We start from the raw sequence: 20,847 nt of genomic DNA, 5'->3' as shown, positions 1-20,847 counted from the left end.
GTGCGACTGCGGAGGGCGGGCCGGTGAACACCGTCGTCCACCTGTCCGGGCCCGGGCGGCGCGGCCCCGACCTCAAGGAGCTGCTCGCCAAGGCGGCCCGCGGTGACCAGGACGCGTTCTCCCGGCTGTACGACGCGGTGGCCGGCCCGGTGCTCGGGCTGGTGCGGCGGGTGCTGCGCGACCCGGCGCAGTCCGAGGAGGTGACGCAGGAGGTGATGTTCGAGGTGTGGCGCACCGCCGCCCGCTACCAGCCGGACCGGGGCGAGGTGCTGCCGTGGGTGCTGACCATGGCGCACCGGCGGGCCGTGGACCGGGTGCGCGCGGCCCAGGCGGCCGCCGACCGGGACCACCGGGAGGCCGCCCGCTCGCACACCCCCGCCTTCGACGAGGTCGCCGAGCAGGTCGAGAACCGGCTCGAACGCGAGCAGGTCCGGCGCTGCCTCAAGGCGCTGACGGAGCTTCAGCGCGAGTCGGTCACCCTCGCCTACTACCGGGGGTACAGCTACCCCGAGGTCGCCGACCTGCTCGGCACCCCGCTCGGCACCATCAAGACCCGGATGCGGGACGGGCTGATCCGCCTGCGCGACTGCCTGGGGGTTGGATCGTGAACGCCGCACCCGATCTGCACACGCTCACCGGCGCCTACGCCGCGCACGCGCTGCCCGAAGCCGAGCAGCTCGCCTTCGAACGCCACCTCGCCCAGTGCCCCGCCTGCGCGCAGGAGGTCGCCGAGTTCCGGGCGACGCTGGCCCGGCTGGGGACGGCCGAGTCGGTGCTGCCGTCGCCCGAGCTCAAGCAGCGGGTGCTGGCGGGCCTCGGCGAGATCCGCCAGCTGCCGCCCGCCGCCGGGCCCACCACGCCGGCGGGCCGCTGGTCCCGCCTGCGCCGCCGCTGGCCGAACCTGGCGCTGGCGGCCTGCCTCGCCCTCGCGGCCGGGTCGGGCGCGCTCGCCGTCGAGCAGCACGACCAGGCCCAGCAGGCCCGCGCCGAGGCCACCCGGCTGCACGACCAGCAGGCCGCCATCGGCGCGCTGCTCACCGCCCCGGACGCCCGCACCGCGACGGCGGCGGCGCCGGCGAGCGGTGGCGCGGGGACGGTGGTCTGGTCGCAGGGCCGGGGCCAGGCCGCCTTCCTCGCGACCGGCATGCCGTCCCCGCCCCAGGGGCACACCTACGAGCTCTGGTTCAACGACGCCGGCACGATGCGCCCGGCCGGCCTGCTGCCGGGCGGCACTGGGCAGTTGCTGCTCACCGGCGCGATCGACGGCGCGGTCGGCGTCGGTGTGACGGTCGAGCCGTCCGGCGGCTCCGCGCACCCGACCGGGCAGCCGGTGATGCTGCTGGCGTTCAGCTGAAATGAGGCAGCTGAAATGAGGCGGCGTCAGCTCCGTTCGTGGGCGTAGCCTCTGCTGGGCGGCCGCCGCCGCCCAGCCGCCGCACCACGGAGATCGCATGCACTTTCGCCCGACCGCCGCAGTCGACCGCGACCGCGACCTCGACCTCGTCCTGGATTGGCACGTCGCCGAGCCCGTCGGCTGGATCACGGCCGACCGCCACCGTGCGGAGTCCGCCGCCCGCCGGCTGCGGCCCGAGTGGACGTGGCTCGCCGAGCAGGACGGCCGGGTGCTGGGCCGCGCGCTGTGGTGGGGCAGGTCCGACAGTGACCGGCCGATCGTGCTGGACTGCCTGTCCGTGCACCCCTCCGTCGCCGACCCGGCCGCGCTGGCCGCCGAACTGCTGGCCGCCGCCCACCGGACGTTCGCCGCGCAGGGGCTCGCCACCGCGCCGGAGTACAACATCATGCTGCCCCACGAGGACCCGCTCGACGAGGCTGCCCGGGCCGCCGCCGTCGCCTGGCGGGTGGACGCCGCCGCTCGGGTCGGCCTGACGCGGCGGATCGACCGGCTGCGCTTCGAGTGGACGCCCGAGGCCGGCGCCCCCGACCCGTCCGACCGGCTGGTCTTCACCGCCGAGCCGGACGACGAGGCGTTCGTCGACGTCTTCCGTCAGGTGGCTCGCGGCAGCCTGGACCAGGAGACGATCGCCAACCTCGCCTCGCTGGGCGAGGACGCCACCGCCCGCGACGACCTGGCGTTCTACCTCGCCTGCCCGGGCGAGCGCGACTGGTGGCGGATCGCCCGCACCCCGGACGGCCGACTCGCCGGCTTCGCCATCCCCTCCCGCACGCCCACCGGCCCCAACGTCGGCTACCTCGGCGTCGTCCCGGAGCTGCGCGGCCGCCGGTACATCGACGACATCCTCGCCGAGATCACCCGCTCCCACATCGAGCGGGGAGCAACCCGGATCACGGCTACCACGGACACCGCCAACGCCCCCATGGCCGCCGCCTTCCACCGCGCCGGCTACCGGGTCAGCGAGACCCGGGTGATCCTGGCGGCGCCGGCGGCCTGAGGTTCGTCCGGCATTCGGGCACCGGGCCCGGCCACCGTCGCCCCGCGGCCGCGCGGAGCGATGGTGGCCGGGTGTCTCGGGTGGGTTCAGCAGGCGATCGCGTACTGGACTGGGGTCCAGTTCACCGTCTCGTAGTCGGGGGCCTGGGAGCTGAAGAGGAAGAGGCCGCTGCTTTCGAAGAAGTACGCCACCGCGTGCCCGGTCTGGTTGTTGTTCAGCGGACCGTTGCCGATCAGATTGGGCAGCGTGTAGGTGTGGTTGCACTGGCTGTAGGCGAAGCTGTTGCCGTTCGCGCCCTGACCGCAGACGTAGCCGAGCGCGCAGCTCAGGTCGGGGTGCACGCCGGCGGAGTGGACCTGGCTCGGAGACAGCACGGTGTGGTTCCGCAGGTCCCTGTCCAGGATCGCCTTCGCCTGCTGCAGGGTCAGTGCGGTGTGCGCCGGGGTGGCGGGTGCGGCCGAGGCGGTGCCGGTGATGCCGACTACGGAGGCGGCGCTGAGCGCCAGGGTGGCAGCCAGCAGGGCGGCGGGCTTGCGAAGTGCCATTTGGGAGCTCCCCCTTGCGGTGGTCGATCGGCCGGTCAGCCGACCGGGCCGGTCCGATCCGGCCCGGTCCTCATCCTGGCCGTCGGCCCGCGAGCCTCGCGACGACTTTCAGCGCTGCCCGAAACTCCGGGGCCAGTGCGATGTCGGTAAGCCGCAGTCCACTTGGGCAGGCGGTGTGCGGCCGAACCCATCAGGACCGGGCGAGCGAAGCGGGCTGACGTCCCGTCAGCAGCGCGGCGCCGAGCGGGGTGAGGCTGTGCAGCACCTGGTTCCCGAGGCGCTGGCTGTGGACCAGGTGCGCGGCGGTCAGCACGTGCACGTGCTGGCTGGCCGAGGCGGGGGAGACCCGCAGCCGACGTGCGAGTTCGCCGGTGGTGGCTGCCTCACGCAGCGCCGCGAGGGTGCGCGCGCGGGTCCGGCCCAGCAGGGCGGGCAGCGCCTGCGGATCCGCCTGTTGGGCGCTTGTCCGGGTGTCGCGGTCCACCGGGTAGGCGAGTACTGGCTGCAGCCCCGGATCGGCCAGGGCGATCGGGGTGCGCCAGCAGAAGTACGACGGGACGAGCCGCAGTCCGCGCCCGGCGAGCCACAGGTCGCGGTCGACCGGGTAGTCCATGCACAACACCGGTGGTTCCCAGCGGAACGCCGGGCCGAGCGAGGCGAGCAGCCCGGGCACCCCGCCGTCGCGCAGGGCGCGGGCCCGGCGCGCACGGTCCACCTCGACCAGGACCTCGGCCCGGGACCACTCCGGGGCGATCACTGCCTGATGCACTGCGCGCAGCGCGCCCGTCAACTCGGCCATGCTCTCCCGGTCCCCGTCGGCCAGACTCCGCAGCCAGGACCGCGCCGAGCGGCGCACCGCCGGACCGGCGGCCAGCCGTCCGAGCTCCCCGCGCAGCCGCTCGGACGGTGTGCCACGGATCGCGTCCAGGCCGGCCGCCAGGCCGTCGAGGGCCTCCGGCGGGGTGAGGAAGTCCGGGTAGTACCCGCTGTTGGGCACCACCGTGCGCAACAGCCGGACCTCGCGGCCCAGGTGACGTTCCTCGACTGCAGTGTTCGCCTGCCGCCGCCAGGTCCGGAACGCAGCGGCGCCGCGCGGTCCCGCGGTCAACTGCTGGAGCCCCAGGGTGGTTTCCCAGAGCGGATCCTGACCCGCCGCCACCTGCACGCGCCCCAGGTCCGCAGCTGTGAAGTGAATGCGCAACACGATTCCGGCCCCCCGGCAGATCGCGAGTTGTCCCTCAACGCCAGGATGCCATGCGCGGCCGGGGCCGGGCGGGCGTTGCCGGTCATGCTCACGGCCAGGCTCGGGGGACTGGCTGTCGGTGACCACCGGGCGGCACCACTCGCGAGGCTGCTGGCCGACCAGCTGTAGTGCCACGCTGAGCACAACCGACTGACGGAGGGTCACGTGCTGGATCACCTCATCACTCACGACGACGACCTGCGGATGGTCCCCACCGACCGGAGCGGGCTGACCGCCGCGATCGGCCGACTCCACAAGGAACTGAGGGCCTTGCCGGAGGGCGCCGACCCCGCTCGTACCCGGGTCCTGGCCAGATGGATCGGCATCGGCCAGATGTGCTTGGGGCACTACGAGGAGGCCCGCGTGTTTCTCCGGAAGTCGCTCGACCTCGCCGCATCGATCGGAAACACCCGAGCCGTTGTCGCCACCGGACTCAACCTCGGCGACGCGCACCGCTACGCCGGTGACGTGCACAGCGCGGACGCGCTCTACCGCAGTGCCCTCGACACCGCGCGAAGCCAGCAGCCGGAACTCGTCGATTTCGCGCTCCAGCACACCGGCAAGCACCTGATGGAGCGCGGAGACCTCGCGGGGGCCCGGATCCACCTGCGAGAGGCGCTGCGGTTGCGGATCGCGAAGGGGGACACCGAGCTGGTCGAGTCGACGCGGGCGGCACTCGCCCGGGTCGAGCTGCTGATCGGCCGGGCCGATGAGGTGGTGGCAGATGGCGCGGTGCCGAGGAGGGAGTAGCGGTAGTGACGAGCTCCCCAGCTGTCAGCGGGCAGTCCCGTAGCGGTTGTGCTCGGAACCTCCGGGCAGGTGTTCCTGACGTGGATTCAGGGACAGTGTCAGTCCACCGCCCCTGCCCACTCCCGCAGGCGCGTGAAGTCGTCGGCCGTCAGCCCGGTCTTCGGGTCGACGTGGTGCAGGAGCGCCGGGCCCGCGTGGTGGGCGCGGACCCAGGTGTGGTCGGCGGGCGTGATCTGGTCGTCGACCCAGCGAAGGGGCGGCCCTGTGCCCAGGCGACGATCGCCGGGGTTTTCCAGAACACGCCGTCCGCTGGCTCGGGGCGGGGGACGGGCCAGGTGATGAACGGGAGGGTGGGCAGGCCCAGGAGTGGGGCGAGGAAGGTGTTGGCCTCTTCCTCCCAGGTGGTCGCCCACACCAGGTCGAACGGGAGTGCGGTGAGGGCTGGGCCGTGGGTCGGGTTGAGCCAGACGCGCAGGGGCTTCGCCGAGCGGTCGAGCAGGCCCCACTCGTGCAGGCGGCGGCGTTCGGCGGCCTGCCAGCGTGGCGTCATCAGGCGGTGGGTGCGGTAGCCCTCGGGTCGCCTGTGCGGCTTCGCCGCATAGGGGTTCAGCGGTCCGTCCACGTCCAGCAACAGCATCGGCCGCATCGGCCCACCCCCCCCGGAAGATCGTCTCCGCAGGGTACCGGTCGGCCGGCGGAACAGGGAGGGCTGGAGGTGCACGAGGCACTGGTTGCTGACGTCGGCGCGTCAGGGTGAACTGTCCGATTCCAACTCTCTTGTGGATGTGTTGTCTTCCCGGTTGTCGGCCGAGTGCGGGGATCAGGTCGCCTTCGACGTAGTCGCGGGAGTGGGCGTAGGTGTTGTGGCATGCGAATCGGCCGCCACCGGGCCCAGCTCTCGTTCGCCGATCCGGGACAGCAGGACGTCGTTGGGTGCTCCGATGATGGGCAGCGCCAGGGCGTCGCGGTAGTGGCGTCCCAGGGCGTGGTCGGCGGCGGCGTACCCGGCGCCGCCGCACAGCGTGGCAGCCTCCCGCACCACGTCCTGGAGGGTTGCGGTGCAGAACACCTTGGCCACCGCGGAGGTCATCGGCGGGTTCGGCGCCTCGGGCGGTGTCCCGTCCGCGGGCGGCCGCGGATCGAGCAGGGCGTGCCAGACCGTCCGCATCACCGCGACCTTGGCCGCCAGCTCGCCCATCCGCAGGCGGATGGCGCCCTGGACGTCGGCCGACCGGTGGGCCAGGCCGTCGCGCACGAAGCGCACCGCGTGTTCGAGAACGGCGTCGGCCGAGCCCACGGCCCGGGCCGTGTAGCTGGTCACGTCGTTGGCCAGCAGGGATTGGGTCAGGTCGTGGTCCCAGCCGCCGAGCACGTCGTCCTCGGGGTCGAACTCGTAGTCGGCGAAGGCGATTTCGGCGAGCGAGACACCGAGCAGGCCGGGCCTGGGCAGCTCCGGTCCGATTGTCACCCCGGGGCGGCCGGGGTCCACGAGGACGCCCACGGCGGCGTTGCCGCTACGGGCGATCACCAGCACCCGGTCGGCGTTGCGCGCATTGGTCACCCAGCTCTTGCGTCCGTCGAGCACGGCGACCCGGCCACGCCGGATGGCGCGGGTGCGCAGCTGGGCCGGGTGGGCGATGCCCTGTTCGTGGTAGGCGCGGGCGAAGACGCTCTCGCCGCGGGCCATCGCGCCGAGCCACCGCTCGCGCTGCTGCGGGGTGCCGTGCTCCGACACCTGCCGGCACAGCTTGAGGTGGGTGCTGACAAGACCGGCCAACGGCTGCCAGCCGCGGCCCAGTTCGTATCCGATGAGGGCGATGTCGCGCCGGCTCCAGTCACCGCCGCCGTGCTGCGTCGGCACGGCCGCCCCGAAGGCACCCAACTGGGCCAGTCGCCGCACCAGGGGCAGGGGGTAGCGGTCCTCCGGGTGGGCGGCCAGGTAGGGGCCGATCTCCTGCCGGGCGAACTGCGCGATCCGGTCCAGGCCCGTGTCGTCCATGCGTCGCGTGCTCACTTCCAGTCCGAGGCCGCCCGGATACCGATCCGAATTCCGCCCCCATGGTGAAGGCGGAACCGGCCCACGAGGTGCCCGCCGGGCCAGCAGTCACTCGTGCAGGTGAGTTTCGGCTGTCGGACGCCGAGGCGAGGCGGGACAACCGGTTATATGGACTGCGGCTATATGGACTGCGGCGATCCAGGTGCGAACCGGGAAGGTCGGCGGCACACCTCGCAGCTACTTCACCGCCGCCCGTCAGCGGTCACGGGGAGGGGAGCCGGTCATGGAGATCTATACACAGGACGACGTCGTGCGGCGGTACGCGGCGCACCTGTCGGCCGACCCCGAGCTGATCCGCCGGGCGAGCCTCCAAGAGAGCGGGCGCGTCGTCCAACTGCCGCCCCAAGAAGGCGTTTTCGCCGACGTGCTGGACCTGTCGACGGGCAACACCACCGGCACCTTCAAGTCCTGGCTGGCCTGCCTGGCCGTCTCCCGCTTCCTGCGGCAGGAGCGGCCGCTCGTCCTCGCCCAGAGTTCGGGGAACACCGCCAACGCCCTCGCCGCCTATGCCGACCATGTCGGCCTACGTGCGGTGATCCTCCACCCGCAGGCCTCCCGCCGCCGCATCGTGCCCCGGCTCGCCGAGTCCGACGCCGTGCGGTTCGTCGAGGTCGACGCACCAGAGCACCGGATCAAGGCCGTCCTGGCGGCCTGCGCCGAGACCCTGGGGATCCCGGTGGCCCCATCCCCGGCCGACCAGGACGAAGCGAACAGGCTGCGCGCCCACTTCCTGCGCGACGCCGGACGCGAGCTGGGCCGGCGGTGGGACTGGCACATCCAGGCCCTGTCCAGCGGGTACGGGCCGCTCGGGTACTACGCAGGACTGCGCGAGCTCCAGCGCACGCAGCCCGTCCACGTGCCCCGCTTCCTCGGCGTCCAGCAGGAGGCGGTCACCCCGTTCGTCCGGGCCCTCGGCGGGCAGCCGAACGGGACCGGCGAGGTCCCGATGCTCGAACCCACTCTGTTCCGGCAGACCCTCACCGAGGACCTCGTGCGGCGCATGCGGGATCTGTGCGCGTACAGCCGCGGCACTGTCCGTGCCCTCACCAACAGCCGCTACCTCCGGTGGGAGCCGCGTGCCGTCGCCCTGCTCCGGGAGGCCGGCGTCACCGTCGCCCTCGACCCCGACGGCACACCCCGCGAGCGCGCCGGCCTCTACGCGCTGGTCGGCACGCTCGACGCCATCGAACAGGGCCTGATCCGCCCCGGTGAACGCGCCCTGATCGTCTACACCGGGGGCGCCGCTCCCGTCCCCGCCGGCACCTACCGGCCCCACTGGCACGCCCACCAGGACGCGGCCTGCGACGTCGTCGCCCGCGCGGTCGCCACGCTCCGCCCCTGACTGCCCCAGCAGAGGTGACCGTGCTTCCTCGCTTCGGTTCGTCACCGCCTTCACTTTCGGGGACTGCCCAGTTGGACACAGGGAGTGTGACCCGACCATGACTTCCGAGCCCTCCGGACGCACCATCGGCTGGTCGCCAACTTCTCCGCCGTGGCGCGGTGGTTGGAGCTCGACGGCTTCGACTTCGAATGCGAGGAAGGGACGTGCGCGGATCCGATCGGCCCGGGCGGTGGCCCCTGGAGGCCGGACCGGGTGGGCGTGGCCGTCAGACCGGGAGATCAGCTGTAGGCGATCCGCTCGACCTCGGCCAGCTGGGCGGCGCCGATCCGGCCCGCCGTCAGGGCGAGCAGCCAGGGCAGCAGTTCGGGCGTGGCGGGCAGTTCGCTGTAGAAGCCGAGGTGCAGGTCGGCGAGTCCGCCCTGGTGGAGCCAGACGTCGAGGGCGTCGCCCAGGTGCTGGTCCGCGGCATCGGTGCGGGTGGCGGACCAGGTGGCCAGCCAGGGGGTGAGGGCGCCGGTGCTGACGGCGACCGTCTCCAGCACGTCCGTGACGTGGGCCTGCCCGGGGTGGTGGTGCAGGGTGGCCAGCCACCAGGCGTGCCAGACGGTCTCCAGCGCCTCCCGCTCCCGCTGCGGCCACTCCTGCCAGCCGGCGGCGCGCAGGCGGGAGCCGATCAGGCCGTGGTCGACGTGGAGCGTGTCGGTGACCAGGGCGCGGACGATCCGGGGGGTGAACCGGCGGTAGGTGGTGGGGAAGTCGTCCCAGTGGTCGATCGACTCGGCCGCGACGGTGGGGATGAGCTCCTCCGGCACCAGGCGCGCGGGGCCGGCCAGTACTTCGAGGTCGTCGACGCCGTAGCAGTGGGTGCAGCCGCCCACGCGGGCGACCCGCTGCTCGGTGACGGGGGCGAAGGCGGCGTCCAGTGCGGCGAGGGCGTCCTGGAGGTGCTGGTGGTGGTCGGTCGTGGGCACCTGCTGGACGCTATCAAGCCGCGTCACCCGCACCGTCGGCCAGGGCGCGCGTGGCGATGTTGCGGGCCATACCGCCGAAGACGACCGCGTGGAACGGGGCGACCGCCCACCAGTAGGCGTGGCCGGCCAGGCCGTGCGGGTGGAACAGGGCGCGCTGGCGGTAGCGGGAGCCGCCCGCGCCGTCGGGGTCGACGCAGAGCTCCAGCCAGGCGGGGCCGGGCAGCCGCATCTCGGCGCGCAGCCGCAGCAGGCGCGGGCGTTCGATCGCCTCCACCCGCCAGAAGTCCAGCGAGTCGCCGACCCGCAGCCGGGCCGGGTCGCGCCGGCCCCGGCGCAGGCCGACACCGCCGACCAGCCGGTCCAGCCAGCCGCGCAGCGCCCAGGCGAGCGGGAAGGAGTACCAGCCGTTCTCGCCGCCGATGCCCTCCACCACCCGCCAGAGCGCCTCCGGGGGCGCGGCCACCCGCAGATCCCGGACGTCCTGGTAGAGGCTGCCGCCGGCCCAGCCCGGGTCGGTGGGCAGCGGGTCGCTGGGGGCGCCGGGCAGGCTGGCGGAGGACCAGCGGGTGGTGACCTGCGCGTCCTTGATCCGCCGCAGGGCGAGCCGGACGGCCCGGTCGAACCCGATCAGCCCCTCGGGCGGGTCGGGCACGTAGCGGGCGATGTCGTGCTCGGCGCAGACCACCTCGTGGCGCAGCGACTCGACCAGCGGCCGGGCGATCGCGTTCGGCACGGGGGTGACCAGGCCGACCCAGTGGCTGGACAGGCCGGGGGTGAGCACCGGCACCGGGACGATCCGGCGCCGCGGCAGCTCGGCCAGTTCGGCGTAACGGAGCATCATCTGACGGTACGTCAGCACGTCCGGGCCGCCCAGGTCGAAGGTGCGGTTCACCTCGGGCGGCAGGCCGGCCGCGGCGGTGAGGTAGCGCAGCACGTCGCGCACGGCGATCGGCTGGATCCTGGTGCCGACCCAGCTCGGCGTCACCATCACCGGCAGCCGCTCGGTCAGGTAGCGCAGCATCTCGAAGGAGGCCGAGCCGGAGCCGAGGATGACGGCCGCGCGCAGTTCGGCCGTCGGCACCGCGCTCTCCCGCAGGATCCGGCCCACCTCGGCACGCGAGCGCAGGTGCGGGGAGAGCCCGGTCGCCGGGACGTCCGGGGGCACCAGGCCGCCGAGGTAGACGATCCGGCGCACCCCGGCCGCCTCGGCCGCCGCGGCGAACGCCCGGGCGGCCGCGCGGTCGGTGGCCTCGAAGTCCGGGCCGGTGGTCAGCGAGTGCACCAGGTAGTAGGCGACGTCCACGCCCTCGAAGGCGGGCGGCAGGGTGGCGGGCTTGGTGACGTCGCCGGTGGCGACCTCGACCCGGGCGCGCCACGGGTGGTCGCGCAGCCGTTCGGGGTCGCGGACCAGGCAGCGCACGCGGTGCCCGGCGGCGAGCAGTTCGGGCACCAGGCGGCCGCCGAGGTAGCCGGTGGCGCCGGTGACCAGGCAGGTCGGGCGGGGGGTGGACGGTTCGCTCATCGAGGCCTCCACGGCAGGTGGGGGATGGACGGTTCGCTCATCGAGGCCTCCATGGCAGGCGGGGATTGGACGGTTCGCTCATCGAGGCCTCCAGGTCAGCCGCGTGCGGGCCGGACGGCTCGATGATCTCCCGCGCACCCGCCCGCACCAGTGGTTCGGCGCGGGCCCGTGTCGCGGTTCGGTGCGAACACGGACTCCGGGCCGACCAATCCGCTCGCCGCCCGGCCCCGAATCCCGGGTGGCAGCAGCGCGGCACCCGACCGAGCAGACAGGGAACCCCATGACCATCCCCGGAACCGTCGACACCGCACCCGCCCATCGTGGTCGGGCCGGGCGGGTGGCGGTGGTCGGCGCGGGGGTCGCGGGGCTGACGGCGGCCTGGACCTTGCGCCGGGCCGGCGCCGATGTGGTGCTCTTCGAAGCCGAGGGCAGGCTCGGCGGTCACGCCCACACCCAGCCCACCGCCGGGCGGGACGGCCGGCTGCTGCCCCTGGACACCGGGTTCCTGGTGCACAACGAGCGGACCTACCCGCAGCTGGTGCGGCTGTTCCGGGAACTCGGCGTGCCGACCCGGGCGAGCGAGATGAGCATGTCGGTGCGGTGCGACGGCTGCGGCCTGCAGTACGCCGGCGCCAAAGGGCCCGCCGGGCTGCTCGCCCAGGGCGCGGCGCTGCGCAACGGGCGCTACCTGCGGCTGCTGGCCGAGGTGCCGCGCTTCCACCGCCGGGCCCGCGCCCTGCTGGCCGACCCGGCGGCGGGCGACCCCTCGCTGCGCCGCTTCCTCGCCGACGGCGGCTTCTCCCGGTACTTCGTCGGCCACTTCATGACTCCGGTGGTCTCCGCCGTCTGGTCCTGCGCGCCCGACCTGGCCGGCGACTACCCGGCCCGCTACCTGTTCGCCTTCCTGCGCAACCACGGCATGCTGGGCGTCACCGGCTCGCCGGCCTGGCGCACGGTGGTCGGCGGCTCCCGGGTGTACGTCGAGCGGATCGCGGCCGCGCTGCCCGACGTCCGCGTCGGCGCGCCGGTGCGGGCCGTGCGCCGCCACCCCGACGGCGTGGCGATCACCACCGCGGACGGGGCCCGGGCCGAGGCCGACGCCGTGGTCATCGCCACCCACGCGGACCAGGCGCTGCGGCTGCTGGCCGACCCGACCCCGGCCGAGCGCGCGGTGCTCGGCGCGTTCGACTACTCCCGCAACCCGACCGTGCTGCACCGGGACGCCTCCGAGCTGCCCACCGCGCCGCGCGCCCGGGCCTGCTGGAACTACCGGATGACGGACTGTCAGGAGCGGGCCGACCGGGTGCGGGTCAGCTACCACCTCAACCGGCTGCTCGGCCTGGACTGCGACGAGGAGTACCTGGTCACCCTCAACGAGGACCGGCAGGACCCCGTCCCCGAGGAACTCGTGGTCTCGCGCACCGTCTACGAACACCCGGTGTACACCGCCCGCTCGGTCGCCGCCCAGCGCCGGCTGCCCGAGCTGACCGGCGGGCGGACCGCTTACGCCGGCGCCTACCACGGGTGGGGCTTCCACGAGGACGGCTGCCGCTCGGGGTTGGCGGCCGCGCGGGCGCTGCTGCCGGTGGGTGCGCCGTGAACGCGCTGAGCACTCCGCTGCCCGGCCGCTGGGGCGCCGCGCTCTACGAGAGCCGGATCAGCCACCTGCGCACCGCGCCCGTGCGGCACGCCGTCCGCCAGCGCGGCTACCTGTGGCTGGTCGACCTCGACCGGATGCCCGAACTCCCGGCCCCGCTGCGGCCGTTGGCCCGCTTCCCGGCAGGCGCCGCGCTGCGGGCCGACCTCGACGCGTTCCTCGCCGCCCAGGGTCTAGAGCCGCCCGGCGGGCGGGTCCTGATGCTCTGTCAGGCCCGCTCACTCGGCCACGTCTTCAACCCGCTCACCGTCTACTGGTGCCACGACCGGGCCGGCCGACCGGTCTGCACCGTCGCCGAGGTGCACAACACCTACGGGCAGCGCCACCGCTACCTGCTGCGCACCGACGCGCGCGGACGGGCCGAGACGGCCAAGGAGTTCTACGTCTCGCCGTTCTTCCCGGTGGCCGGCCGCTACCGGATGTCGCTGCCGGAACCCGGCCCGCGGCTGCGGCTCGCCGTCAGCCTGGAGCTCGACGGCGCCCGGCCGTTCACCGCCACCGTGCACGGCAGCCGCCGCCCCGCCGGCCCGGCCGCGCTGCTCGGCGCGGTGCTGCGGCACCCGCTCGCCACCTTCGCCGTCAGCGCCGGCATCCGCTACCACGGCGTCCGGCTGTGGCTGCGCGGACTGCCGGTCCACCCGCGACCCCAGCACGCGCCCCAGGAGGAGGCACCCCGACCGTGAACCCTTCCGCACCGCCCGCCCGCATCGGCACCGTCCAGGGCATCGACCCGACCCGGTGGCCCGACGTCGCCCGGGTGCCCAACGTCCCCGCCAGGGCGGCCGTCGCCGAACGGCTGCTGCGGTACGTCGCCCGCCACCGGGGCCTGCGGATCGAACTGCCCGGCGGCCGGGCCCTGGTGCCGGGCCCGGCCGGCGCACCCGTGCTGCGGCTGCGCCGACCCCGGGACTTCCTGCACCGGATCGGCGCCTTCGGACTCATCGGCTTCGGCGAGTCCTACCAGGCCGGCGACTGGGACACCCCCGACCCGGTCGGCCTGCTGACCGCGCTGGCCGCCGACCCCGACAAGCTGGTCCCGGTCGGCGCCCGCTGGCTGCGCCGCCTGCACGACCGCCACCGGCCCGCCGCCGAACTCGGCACCGTGGCCAACGCCCCCGGCAACGTGCAGCGCCACTACGACCTGTCCAACGACCTGTTCGCGCTCTTCCTCGACCCGACCCTGAGCTACTCCTCCGCCGTCTTCCGCACCGGCCCGGGCGGCCGCCCGGTGGCCGACTGGGCCGCGCTGCCCGCCGCCCAGCACCGCAAGATCGACCAACTGCTCGACCTGGCCCGGGTCGGCGTCGGCTCTCAGGTGCTGGAGATCGGCACCGGCTGGGGCGAGTTGGCGATCCGCGCCGCCGCCCGGGGTGCCCGGGTGGTCAGCCTCACCCTCTCCGAGGAGCAACTCGCCCTCGCCCGGCGGCGGATCGCCGAGGCCGGCCTGGCCCACCGGGCCGAGGTGCGGCTGTGCGACTACCGGGCCGCCGAGGGACGCTACGACGCCGTGGTCAGCGTCGAGATGATCGAGGCCGTCGGCCGCGCGTTCTGGCCCACCTACTTCCGCTGCCTGGAACGCGTGCTCGCGCCCGGCGGCCGGATCGCGCTGCAGGCCATCACCATGCCGCACGCGCGGATGCTCGCCACCGCGGAGAAGTACACCTGGATCATCAAGTACGTCTTCCCGGGCGGCCTGATCCCCTCGATCCGGGCGATCGACGAGGGCGCCGCCGGCGCCGGCCTGCGGATGGCCATGTACCAGGGCTACGGCGCGCACTACGCCGAGACGCTCCGGCTGTGGCGCGAACGCTTCCTCGAACGGCAGGCGGAGATCGACGAGTTGGGCTTCGACCAGGTGTTCCGCCGGATGTGGGAGCTCTACCTGGCCTACTCCGAGGCCGGGTTCCGCACCGGCTACCTGGACGTCAAGCAACTCCTGCTGACCCGAGCCGGGGTGACCCCGTGAGCGCCGCCGCCGAGCTGTTGCGGGCACCCCTGACCGGCCTGCTCGGCAGCCCGCTGCCAGTCCGGGTGCGCTGCTGGGACGGCTCCGCGCTCGGCCCCGAGGACGCCCCGACCGTCGTGCTGCGCCACCGCCGGGCACTGCGCCGGCTGCTCTGGCAGCCGGGCGAACTCGGCCTCGCCGACGCCTACATCACCGGGGAGCTCGACGTCGAGGGCGAACTGCGGAGCGGACTGAGGGCGGTGCGGCGGGCCCTGGAGCAGCGCGCGCCGCAGCGGCCCGCCCCGCGCGACTGGCCCCGGCTGCTCGCCCGCGCCGCCAGGCTGGGAGCGCTCGGCCCCCGACCGGCACCGCCCGCCGGCCGGGCCGCCGTGCACGGCGCCCCGCACACCCGGGCCCGGGACCGGGCGGTGATCAGCCACCACTACGACCTCTCCAACGAGTTCTACGCCCTGCTGCTCGGCCCCGAGATGGCCTACTCCTGCGGCTACTGGACCGGGGAGGGCGAGGATCTGGCCGAGGCGCAGCGGGCCAAGGCCGACCTGGTCTGCCGCAAGCTCGGCCTGCGCCCCGGCACGCGGCTGCTGGACCTCGGCTGCGGCTGGGGCGGGCTCGCCCGGCACGCGGCGCTGCGGTACGGGGCGCGGGTGACGGCGGTGACCCTGTCGGAACGTCAGCACGCCTACGCCACCCGGCTGATGGCGGACGCCGGGGTCGCGGACCGGGTGGAGGTGCTGCGCCGCGACTACCGCGAGCTGCACGGGGGAGCGGACGGCGGCTACGACGCGATCAGCTGCATCGAGATGGGCGAACACGTCGGGGCCGAGCAGTACCCGGCCTTCGCCACCCGGCTGTTCGAGCTGCTGCGCCCCGGCGGGCGGCTGCTGGTCCAGCAGATGTCCAGGGCGGCCGGCACCCGGCCGGGCGGCGGCGCGTTCATCGAGACCTACATCGCCCCCGACATGCACATGCGGCCGGTCGGCGAGACCGTCGCCCTGCTGGAGCGCGCCGGCCTGGAGGTCCGCGCGGTCGAGGCGATGCGCGAGCACTACGCCCGCACCATCGACGCCTGGCACGCCACCCTGGAGAGCCGCCGGACCGAGTTCGAGGTGCTGGTCGGGGCGGCGACCGTGCGGCTGTGGCGGCTGTACACGGTCGGCAGCTCGCTGGCCTTCGCCGAGGGCAGGATGGGCGTCGACCAGATCCTGGCGGTGCGGAACGGGACGGTCCGGAACGGGACGGACCGGGAGGGGGATGCGCGGTGAACGGCGCGGCCTTCGGGGTCAACCTGCTGGCCGCCGCCGCGGCCGCGCTGCTGGTCCTGCTCGCCGCCTTCGCGGTCGGCGTGCGCACCGGGCGGCACCGGGTGGTCGACGTCGCGTGGGGCGCCGCCTTCGCCGCCGTCGCGCTGACCGGCTACGGGCTCTCCGCGTCCGGCGGCTACGGCGACGCCACCCGCCGGCTGCTGGTGACCGTGCTGGTGGTCGCCTGGGGCCTGCGGCTCGCGGTGCACATCGGGCGCCGCTCGCGCGGCGCCCCCGAGGACCCGCGGTACGCCCGGATGCTCGCCCGCGCACCGGCCGGCCCGGCCCGCACCCGGTACGCGCTGCGCAAGGTGTACCTGCTCCAGGCGGTGCTGGTCTGGTTCGTCTCGCTGCCGGTGCAGGCCGCCGCCTACCTGACCGCCTCGCCCGGCCCGCTGCTGGGGGTGGGCGTGGCCCTGTGGTGCCTCGGGCTCTTCTTCGAGGCGGTCGGGGACCGGCAGCTGGCCCGCTTCAAGGCCGACCCGGCCAACCGGGGCGCGATCATGGACCGCGGCCTGTGGAGCTGGACCAGGCACCCCAACTACTTCGGCGACGCCTGCGTCTGGTGGGGCCTCTTCCTGCTCGGCGCCGACTCGCCGCTGGGTTGGGCGTTCCTGCCCGCCCCGCTGCTGATGACCTGGCTGCTCGCCTTCGGCAGCGGCCGCCCCCTACTGGAGCGCCGAATGGCCGCCACCCGCCCCGACTGGGCCGCCTACGCCGCCCGCACCAGCTCCTTCCTGCCCCGCCCGCCGCGCCGGGGGTGAGGGGGTGTCAGTGGGGGGACTTGCACCATTCGCCAACATGGAGTGGGCATCTGCGGTGCTGGAACTTGATTGATAAGTCTGCGCAGGATCGTTCAGGGACAGGTTGGCGCCGGGCAGGAAAAGATGTCGAGAGCACCGGTCGGAGTTCACCTATCTGAGTGAGCATCGGATCTGTGGCTGCCCGCGAATCCGTGGCTGTCGGCAGACGTGGCTCCTCTGCGTTTGCCCTGCCGGGTCAGCGAGCGGTGCCTACGCGGCGGCTTGCGGGCCTGGAGCCCGAGCTCGGCCATGATCTCGGCGACCGTGTTCACCGAGACTTTCCAGCCCTCGGCCCACAGGTCGAACGTGATCCTCGGCGAGCCGTAGGTGTCGCCCGACCGGCAGAAGAAGTGCGTGATCCTCTCCTCCAGTCGCGCGCGCCTGACTTCGCGATCCGTGGGCTCGGCGGGTCTGCGGCGCCACTTGTAGTACCACGCCTCGGACACGCCGAGTGCACGGCAGGAGGCGGTGTGTGGGACGCCGTGCTCGGCCCTCTGGTCGCTGATCGCGCCGACGAGTGCCGCCGGGTCCGCCACAGCCACTTCACCCACAGGACCATGCAGCGTTTGAGGGCATCACGATCCATCTCCAACTCTCGCACGTGCTTGGCCTGTTCGGCGTCCTGCCGCCGCAGCCGGGCCAGTTCCTCGCGCTCGGACCCGCCCAGCGTGCCGTCGCCGCCGGCCTTCCGCGCTCGCGAGACCCAGGTGGCCAGGGTGGTCTCGTTGATCCCGAGCTCCCGTGCGATGTTCCTTTCCGGGCATGCATGCCGCCTCCCGCCGCCCCTGGGTGTGGGGGCGGGAGGCGGGGTCTGCAGCGGGTTCTACTGGTCGCAGTTGTGCGGCAGCTCCGCCGAGCGGGAGCAGGGGTCGACGGCGCCGCCGCCGCCGGCCCCGTAGATGTCGGGGAACCAGGTCTGCGAGCTCGTGTTGTTGCTGCCCCACAGCTGCGGGCGCACCCCGAGGTCGAACTTGCCGCCGGGGACGTCCAGCACCTGGCCGGACGGGTAGTTGCGGATGCGGGTCCACCGCGGGCCGACGAATGCCCCGCCCGTGGGCTCATCCGGCATGTCCCAGTGCTGGGCGTCGGAGTTGTTGCAGGTCCACAACTGCAGCTGGGTGCCGCTGGCGGTGTTGTCCGACGGGATGTCCAGGCACAGGCCGGATCCGGTGTTCACCAGGCTGGTGTCGTTGCGCAGGGTGCCGTCGAACGTCATCTTCCACTGCTGCGCGGCGCTGCCGTTGCAGGCCGACAGCTGGACGACTGTTCCGGGGGTGGTGCCGCCGTTCTGAGCGTCCAGGCAGAAGTTGTGGATGCTGATCGCGTTGGGGCCCGGCTTGGGCAGCGGCGTCGGGGTCCAGGTGCCGCCCCCGCCGCCGGTGCCGCCCCCGCCGCCGGTGCCGCCCCCGCCGCCGGTGCCGACCGCGTCGGCCCACAGGTCCGGTCCGGTGATGGTCTGCGGATAACTGCCCGGCCAGTTGACCACCAGGTCGGTGCGGTAGTCGTGGCCCTGGGTCGGGCCGTGCAGCTGCTCGCCGTCGTAGTGCGCCTCGCCGGTCGCGCAGGTGTACCAGTGATCCCAGCGGTAGCTGGTGGTGACGTCCCACAGGACGACGTCAACGGTGCAGCCGCCGGTGGCGAAGTTGGTGTAGGCGTCAGAGTAGACGCCGTCCGGCCTCTCGCTGATGCAGGCCTGGCTCCACTGGCCGGCGCAGCCGCCGCCGGTGGAGGCCTGGGCGGTGCCGGTGGCCAGGGCCGACACGCCCGCGGTCAGCAAGGTGGCGGCCGTCAGCGCGCCGAGCCTGCCCTTGATCCTGGTCTTGCTCTTGGTCTTCAATACTTGTTCCTCTGCCGAAGGTTCGTTGCCCGTCCTGCACGGGGATCTTGGAGGGCCGGGATCAACAGCTGATCGACATCTGACGGACGGGGCGCCTCGCCACCCGTGGTCCACCCCGGCCACCCGGTGATCAGGCCGACCGTCGAGATCGTCGCGGAGTTGGGTGGTGGTGACGGCGGCCAGGTCGGCGCCGGGCTCCAGCCGCACCGCGTCCAGGATCGCCGTCCACGACGTCCGCCCGGCCTCCAGCGCGACGACGAACGAGTACGGCCAGCCGGGGATCGTCTGGTGTTTGGCGTCGCCGCGGCCGTAGGTATGGCAGAAGGAGCGGTCCGGGCGGGTCCCGGCGTCCGGCCGCAGCCGCGGCGGGACGTCCACCGCGAGCACCAGGCGGCCGTCCGCGGCCCGCGGCAGGCCGGCCAGCTCGGTCCGCAGCCGGTCGACCGGGGCTGGGAGTCCGTCTGAGGACGCACCCATGTGACTGGGCGGGTTATCTGGCACCGGGCTGGGTGCGCCGCCTGGGGGCCACCTCAGACCATGCGCTTGTTCTCCTGGACGACCCGCCGCGTCAGGCTCTTCTCGACGAACGGCAGCAGAGGGACCAGGAGGAGCGTGGCGCCGATGTGGACCATGACGTCGATCAGCACCCCCGACCACTCCCACGCATCCTCGAAAGCGGCCGCGATAAACAGGAGTGACAGGCCTCTGGAGGACTACCGCAGCATCCTCGGGGAGACGGGGCTCGCGCGGGTGCGGGAACTCGCGCAGGAGGAGTGGCGGCGGCTGTGCACCAGCCTGAGGCCGGGCGGCAGTAGGTCACGGGCTCCGGACCGCGACCGCGACCACACCCTCGATCGTGAAGAGCCTTCAAGTCGACGCCGCGGTCGGCGATCGCGCGGCCGCGGCCGAGGCTGAGGCTGAGGGCCAGGTCGAGCTCGCCGTCTGAGACCGGGGCCTCGCCCGCTACCGCGAAGCCGTCACCACCGCAGAGCCCGGAGCCGCCGTCCCCATCACCCGCTGGATCGGCCCTCGGCCTGCGCTGCCGCTACGACCACGCGCAACGCAGAATGCAGTTGTGTCCGAGGGGTGTGGTGCACTCCAGCGGTACGGGAAGAGGAGAGGACGAACGTGGGCATACTGTGCGACTACTTCCGGGCGCCGGACGCGGAGGCAGTGCGGCGGGTACTGGAGCTGACGGAGGGTTCCTCCCCGGTCATCGGCGAGGACGCGGCGTTCGACGGGATCGACGCGAAGGGGATCGAGCCGAGCGTCGTCCTCGGGCAGCTGATCGCCGCGATCGAGCAGGCGCCGTTCGATCCGGCTCGGCAGGACACGGCCGTGTGGCCGCTCGGCCCCGAGCCCGGTCCGGGCATGATCCCGGATGACGACGATCCGTGGAGCACCGGACCCTGGGTGTTCGAGCTCGACCCGAGGACGTGCGCGGCCCTGGCGGGGGTCGCGGACACCGACGCCCTCGCGATCGCCACCCGCTGGGCCCGGGCCGAGGAACTGCACCCGGCCCGCCCCGAGACGCTCCGCGAGGTCCTCGACGAGCTGTCAGCCCTGGCCCGCCGCGCACGCGAGGCCGACGAGCGGGTCTACTGCTGGATCTGCCTCTGAGTGCGCGGTAGGTCGCGCTCGTGACGCAGTACCGTGGGCCGGTGGATGAGATGCCAGCTCCGACGGCGGGTATGACGGTCAGCGTTCGGATGCGCCAGGACGTGGTGATCGTCGATCCGGAGCGTTTCGTCGCCTCGGCCCGCGCGGCGTACCGCGAAGCCTCCCCTGACATCACCGAGGAGAGGGCGGCCGAGGACATCCGCGATGTCTACGACGCCGTGTGGGCTCTGCTGGACCGCTTCGGTCGACTTGCCGCCGACGCACCGGCGTCCGCCGGACTCTCCGGCCAACGGATCCTGGACCGCCCGGACGGTCTCTCACCTGCGGGCGAGTGCAGGCACATCGTGCTGAACGATCCGCAGCCGCTCCAGGACTACGGCTGCTTCATGCCGGAGGAGTACGACCCGTTCGCCATCCCGCCAGGGGTGTGATGCCGTCCACCGCGGCGCACCGCTGTGAAAGAGGGTCAGGTCAGACGAGTGCAAGGATGGCGCAGATCACTCCGTAGACCCCCATGGCCATGCCGAAGCCGCCCAGGAACTTCGGGAAGACCCGTTCGAAGGTGGGGTAGGGGCGGGACGGCGGGGGGAGCGTGATGATGCCCTGGAAGGTGAACAGGCCGGCGATGAAGAACGCGACGCTCATCACTATGCCCGTCAGTTGGTTGAAGGTGTGCGACATCGATCCTCCGGGGGGTGGGTGGTGGCGCACAGCGTACAGCTGCGGCCGGCCGTGGATCGGGGCAGGTGTGCAGGTCAGGTGGGGTGCGGGGGGCGGTGTGGGTGGCCGGTCGGGCGGACACGGCCGGTCGGCCGAGCTGACG

Annotated in this window: 19 protein-coding genes and 2 pseudogenes; 12 read left to right on the top strand and 9 right to left on the bottom strand. The window is 73.6% G+C overall.

Annotated features, from left to right (window positions below):
• Positions 1-23: 23 nt before the first annotated feature.
• The 3 genes from FHX73_RS32205 to FHX73_RS32195 all read left to right on the top strand — a co-directional run bounded on the left by FHX73_RS32205 (position 24) and on the right by FHX73_RS32195 (position 2,411).
• On the top strand, positions 24-608 hold the full coding sequence (locus tag FHX73_RS32205) for a sigma-70 family RNA polymerase sigma factor (RefSeq protein WP_145909472.1): 585 nt from the start codon (positions 24-26) through the stop codon (positions 606-608).
• The gene (locus FHX73_RS32200; protein ID WP_145909471.1) at positions 605-1,354 is read left to right on the top strand and encodes an anti-sigma factor; all 750 of its coding nucleotides are present in this window, start codon (positions 605-607) and stop codon (positions 1,352-1,354) included. Before FHX73_RS32205 ends, FHX73_RS32200 begins: the two co-directional genes overlap by 4 nt.
• Before the next feature lie 97 nt (positions 1,355-1,451).
• The gene (locus FHX73_RS32195; protein WP_246214017.1) at positions 1,452-2,411 is read left to right on the top strand and encodes a GNAT family N-acetyltransferase; all 960 of its coding nucleotides are present in this window, start codon (positions 1,452-1,454) and stop codon (positions 2,409-2,411) included.
• An 86-nt stretch (positions 2,412-2,497) separates the two neighbouring features.
• Here the strand turns inward: FHX73_RS32195 and FHX73_RS32190 are convergent, their stop codons facing one another.
• Together FHX73_RS32190 and FHX73_RS32185 are read right to left on the bottom strand one after the other, a co-directional pair.
• The gene (locus FHX73_RS32190; protein WP_145909470.1) at positions 2,498-2,956 is read right to left on the bottom strand and encodes a hypothetical protein; all 459 of its coding nucleotides are present in this window, start codon (positions 2,954-2,956) and stop codon (positions 2,498-2,500) included.
• Positions 2,957-3,146: 190 nt separating this feature from the next.
• Positions 3,147-4,160 (bottom strand): ArsR/SmtB family transcription factor, encoded by a 1,014-nt coding sequence (locus FHX73_RS32185; protein WP_145909469.1) that lies wholly within the window; start codon positions 4,158-4,160, stop codon positions 3,147-3,149.
• Between the two features lie 204 nt (positions 4,161-4,364).
• On the opposite strand from FHX73_RS32185, the gene FHX73_RS32180 reads away from it, so the two are divergent.
• A complete protein-coding gene (locus FHX73_RS32180) occupies positions 4,365-4,949 on the top strand; it encodes a tetratricopeptide repeat protein (RefSeq protein ID WP_145909468.1) in 585 nt (194 codons plus the stop codon).
• A 98-nt stretch (positions 4,950-5,047) separates the two neighbouring features.
• Here FHX73_RS32180 and FHX73_RS32175 read toward each other — a convergent pair.
• Positions 5,048-5,586: pseudogene (locus FHX73_RS32175) on the bottom strand (HAD domain-containing protein).
• A gap of 183 nt (positions 5,587-5,769) precedes the next feature.
• Positions 5,770-6,948, bottom strand: a complete 1,179-nt coding sequence (locus tag FHX73_RS32170) for an acyl-CoA dehydrogenase family protein (RefSeq protein ID WP_145909467.1) — start codon at positions 6,946-6,948, stop codon at positions 5,770-5,772.
• 280 nt (positions 6,949-7,228) lie between these two features.
• On the opposite strand from FHX73_RS32170, the gene FHX73_RS32165 reads away from it, so the two are divergent.
• Positions 7,229-8,347, top strand: a complete 1,119-nt coding sequence (locus FHX73_RS32165; protein WP_145909466.1) for a pyridoxal-phosphate dependent enzyme — start codon at positions 7,229-7,231, stop codon at positions 8,345-8,347.
• Positions 8,348-8,625: 278 nt separating this feature from the next.
• Here the strand turns inward: FHX73_RS32165 and FHX73_RS32160 are convergent, their stop codons facing one another.
• On the bottom strand, positions 8,626-9,318 hold the full coding sequence (locus FHX73_RS32160; protein ID WP_145909465.1) for a hypothetical protein: 693 nt from the start codon (positions 9,316-9,318) through the stop codon (positions 8,626-8,628).
• 13 nt (positions 9,319-9,331) lie between these two features.
• A complete protein-coding gene (locus FHX73_RS32155) occupies positions 9,332-10,840 on the bottom strand; it encodes an SDR family oxidoreductase (RefSeq protein ID WP_145909464.1) in 1,509 nt (502 codons plus the stop codon).
• Between FHX73_RS32155 and FHX73_RS32150 the strand changes: the two genes are divergently transcribed.
• From FHX73_RS32150 to FHX73_RS32130, 5 genes are read left to right on the top strand one after another with little or no spacing between them, the layout of a single operon-like run.
• The gene (locus FHX73_RS32150) at positions 10,791-12,440 is read left to right on the top strand and encodes an NAD(P)/FAD-dependent oxidoreductase (RefSeq protein ID WP_342795339.1); all 1,650 of its coding nucleotides are present in this window, start codon (positions 10,791-10,793) and stop codon (positions 12,438-12,440) included. The genes FHX73_RS32155 and FHX73_RS32150 overlap by 50 nt on opposite strands.
• Complete coding sequence (locus FHX73_RS32145) at positions 12,437-13,180, top strand: DUF1365 domain-containing protein (RefSeq protein WP_246214016.1); 744 nt, start codon at positions 12,437-12,439, stop codon at positions 13,178-13,180. Before FHX73_RS32150 ends, FHX73_RS32145 begins: the two co-directional genes overlap by 4 nt.
• Positions 13,111-14,463, top strand: coding sequence for a class I SAM-dependent methyltransferase (locus tag FHX73_RS32140; RefSeq protein WP_145909462.1), 1,353 nt, complete (start codon positions 13,111-13,113; stop codon positions 14,461-14,463). The genes FHX73_RS32145 and FHX73_RS32140 overlap by 70 nt, the downstream gene beginning before the upstream one ends.
• A complete protein-coding gene (locus FHX73_RS32135) occupies positions 14,460-15,725 on the top strand; it encodes an SAM-dependent methyltransferase (RefSeq protein ID WP_145909461.1) in 1,266 nt (421 codons plus the stop codon). The genes FHX73_RS32140 and FHX73_RS32135 overlap by 4 nt, the downstream gene beginning before the upstream one ends.
• The gene (locus FHX73_RS32130) at positions 15,722-16,528 is read left to right on the top strand and encodes a DUF1295 domain-containing protein (RefSeq protein ID WP_145909460.1); all 807 of its coding nucleotides are present in this window, start codon (positions 15,722-15,724) and stop codon (positions 16,526-16,528) included. The genes FHX73_RS32135 and FHX73_RS32130 overlap by 4 nt, the downstream gene beginning before the upstream one ends.
• Before the next feature lie 146 nt (positions 16,529-16,674).
• Here FHX73_RS32130 and FHX73_RS32125 read toward each other — a convergent pair whose 3' ends face one another.
• Positions 16,675-17,109, bottom strand: coding sequence for an IS3 family transposase (locus FHX73_RS32125; protein WP_170305175.1), 435 nt, complete (start codon positions 17,107-17,109; stop codon positions 16,675-16,677).
• 281 nt (positions 17,110-17,390) lie between these two features.
• Positions 17,391-18,845, bottom strand: a pseudogene (locus tag FHX73_RS47715) (RICIN domain-containing protein); the annotation flags it as partial.
• Between the two features lie 687 nt (positions 18,846-19,532).
• On the opposite strand from FHX73_RS47715, the gene FHX73_RS32110 reads away from it, so the two are divergent.
• Together FHX73_RS32110 and FHX73_RS32105 are read left to right on the top strand one after the other, a co-directional pair.
• Complete coding sequence (locus FHX73_RS32110; RefSeq protein WP_145909457.1) at positions 19,533-20,024, top strand: hypothetical protein; 492 nt, start codon at positions 19,533-19,535, stop codon at positions 20,022-20,024.
• A gap of 41 nt (positions 20,025-20,065) precedes the next feature.
• Positions 20,066-20,455 carry a hypothetical protein gene (locus tag FHX73_RS32105; protein WP_145909456.1) on the top strand — a complete coding sequence of 130 codons (390 nt, stop codon included), beginning with the start codon at positions 20,066-20,068 and terminating at the stop codon, positions 20,453-20,455.
• 40 nt (positions 20,456-20,495) lie between these two features.
• Here FHX73_RS32105 and FHX73_RS32100 read toward each other — a convergent pair whose 3' ends face one another.
• A complete protein-coding gene (locus tag FHX73_RS32100; protein WP_145909455.1) occupies positions 20,496-20,705 on the bottom strand; it encodes a hypothetical protein in 210 nt (69 codons plus the stop codon).
• Positions 20,706-20,847: the final 142 nt, after the last annotated feature.

It is taken from the genome of Kitasatospora viridis, assembly GCF_007829815.1.
Taxonomy (GTDB): Bacteria; Actinomycetota; Actinomycetes; order Streptomycetales; family Streptomycetaceae; genus Kitasatospora; species Kitasatospora viridis.
Note: the sequence above shows the minus strand (reverse complement) of the source record. Positions and strands in the feature narration are given on the sequence as shown.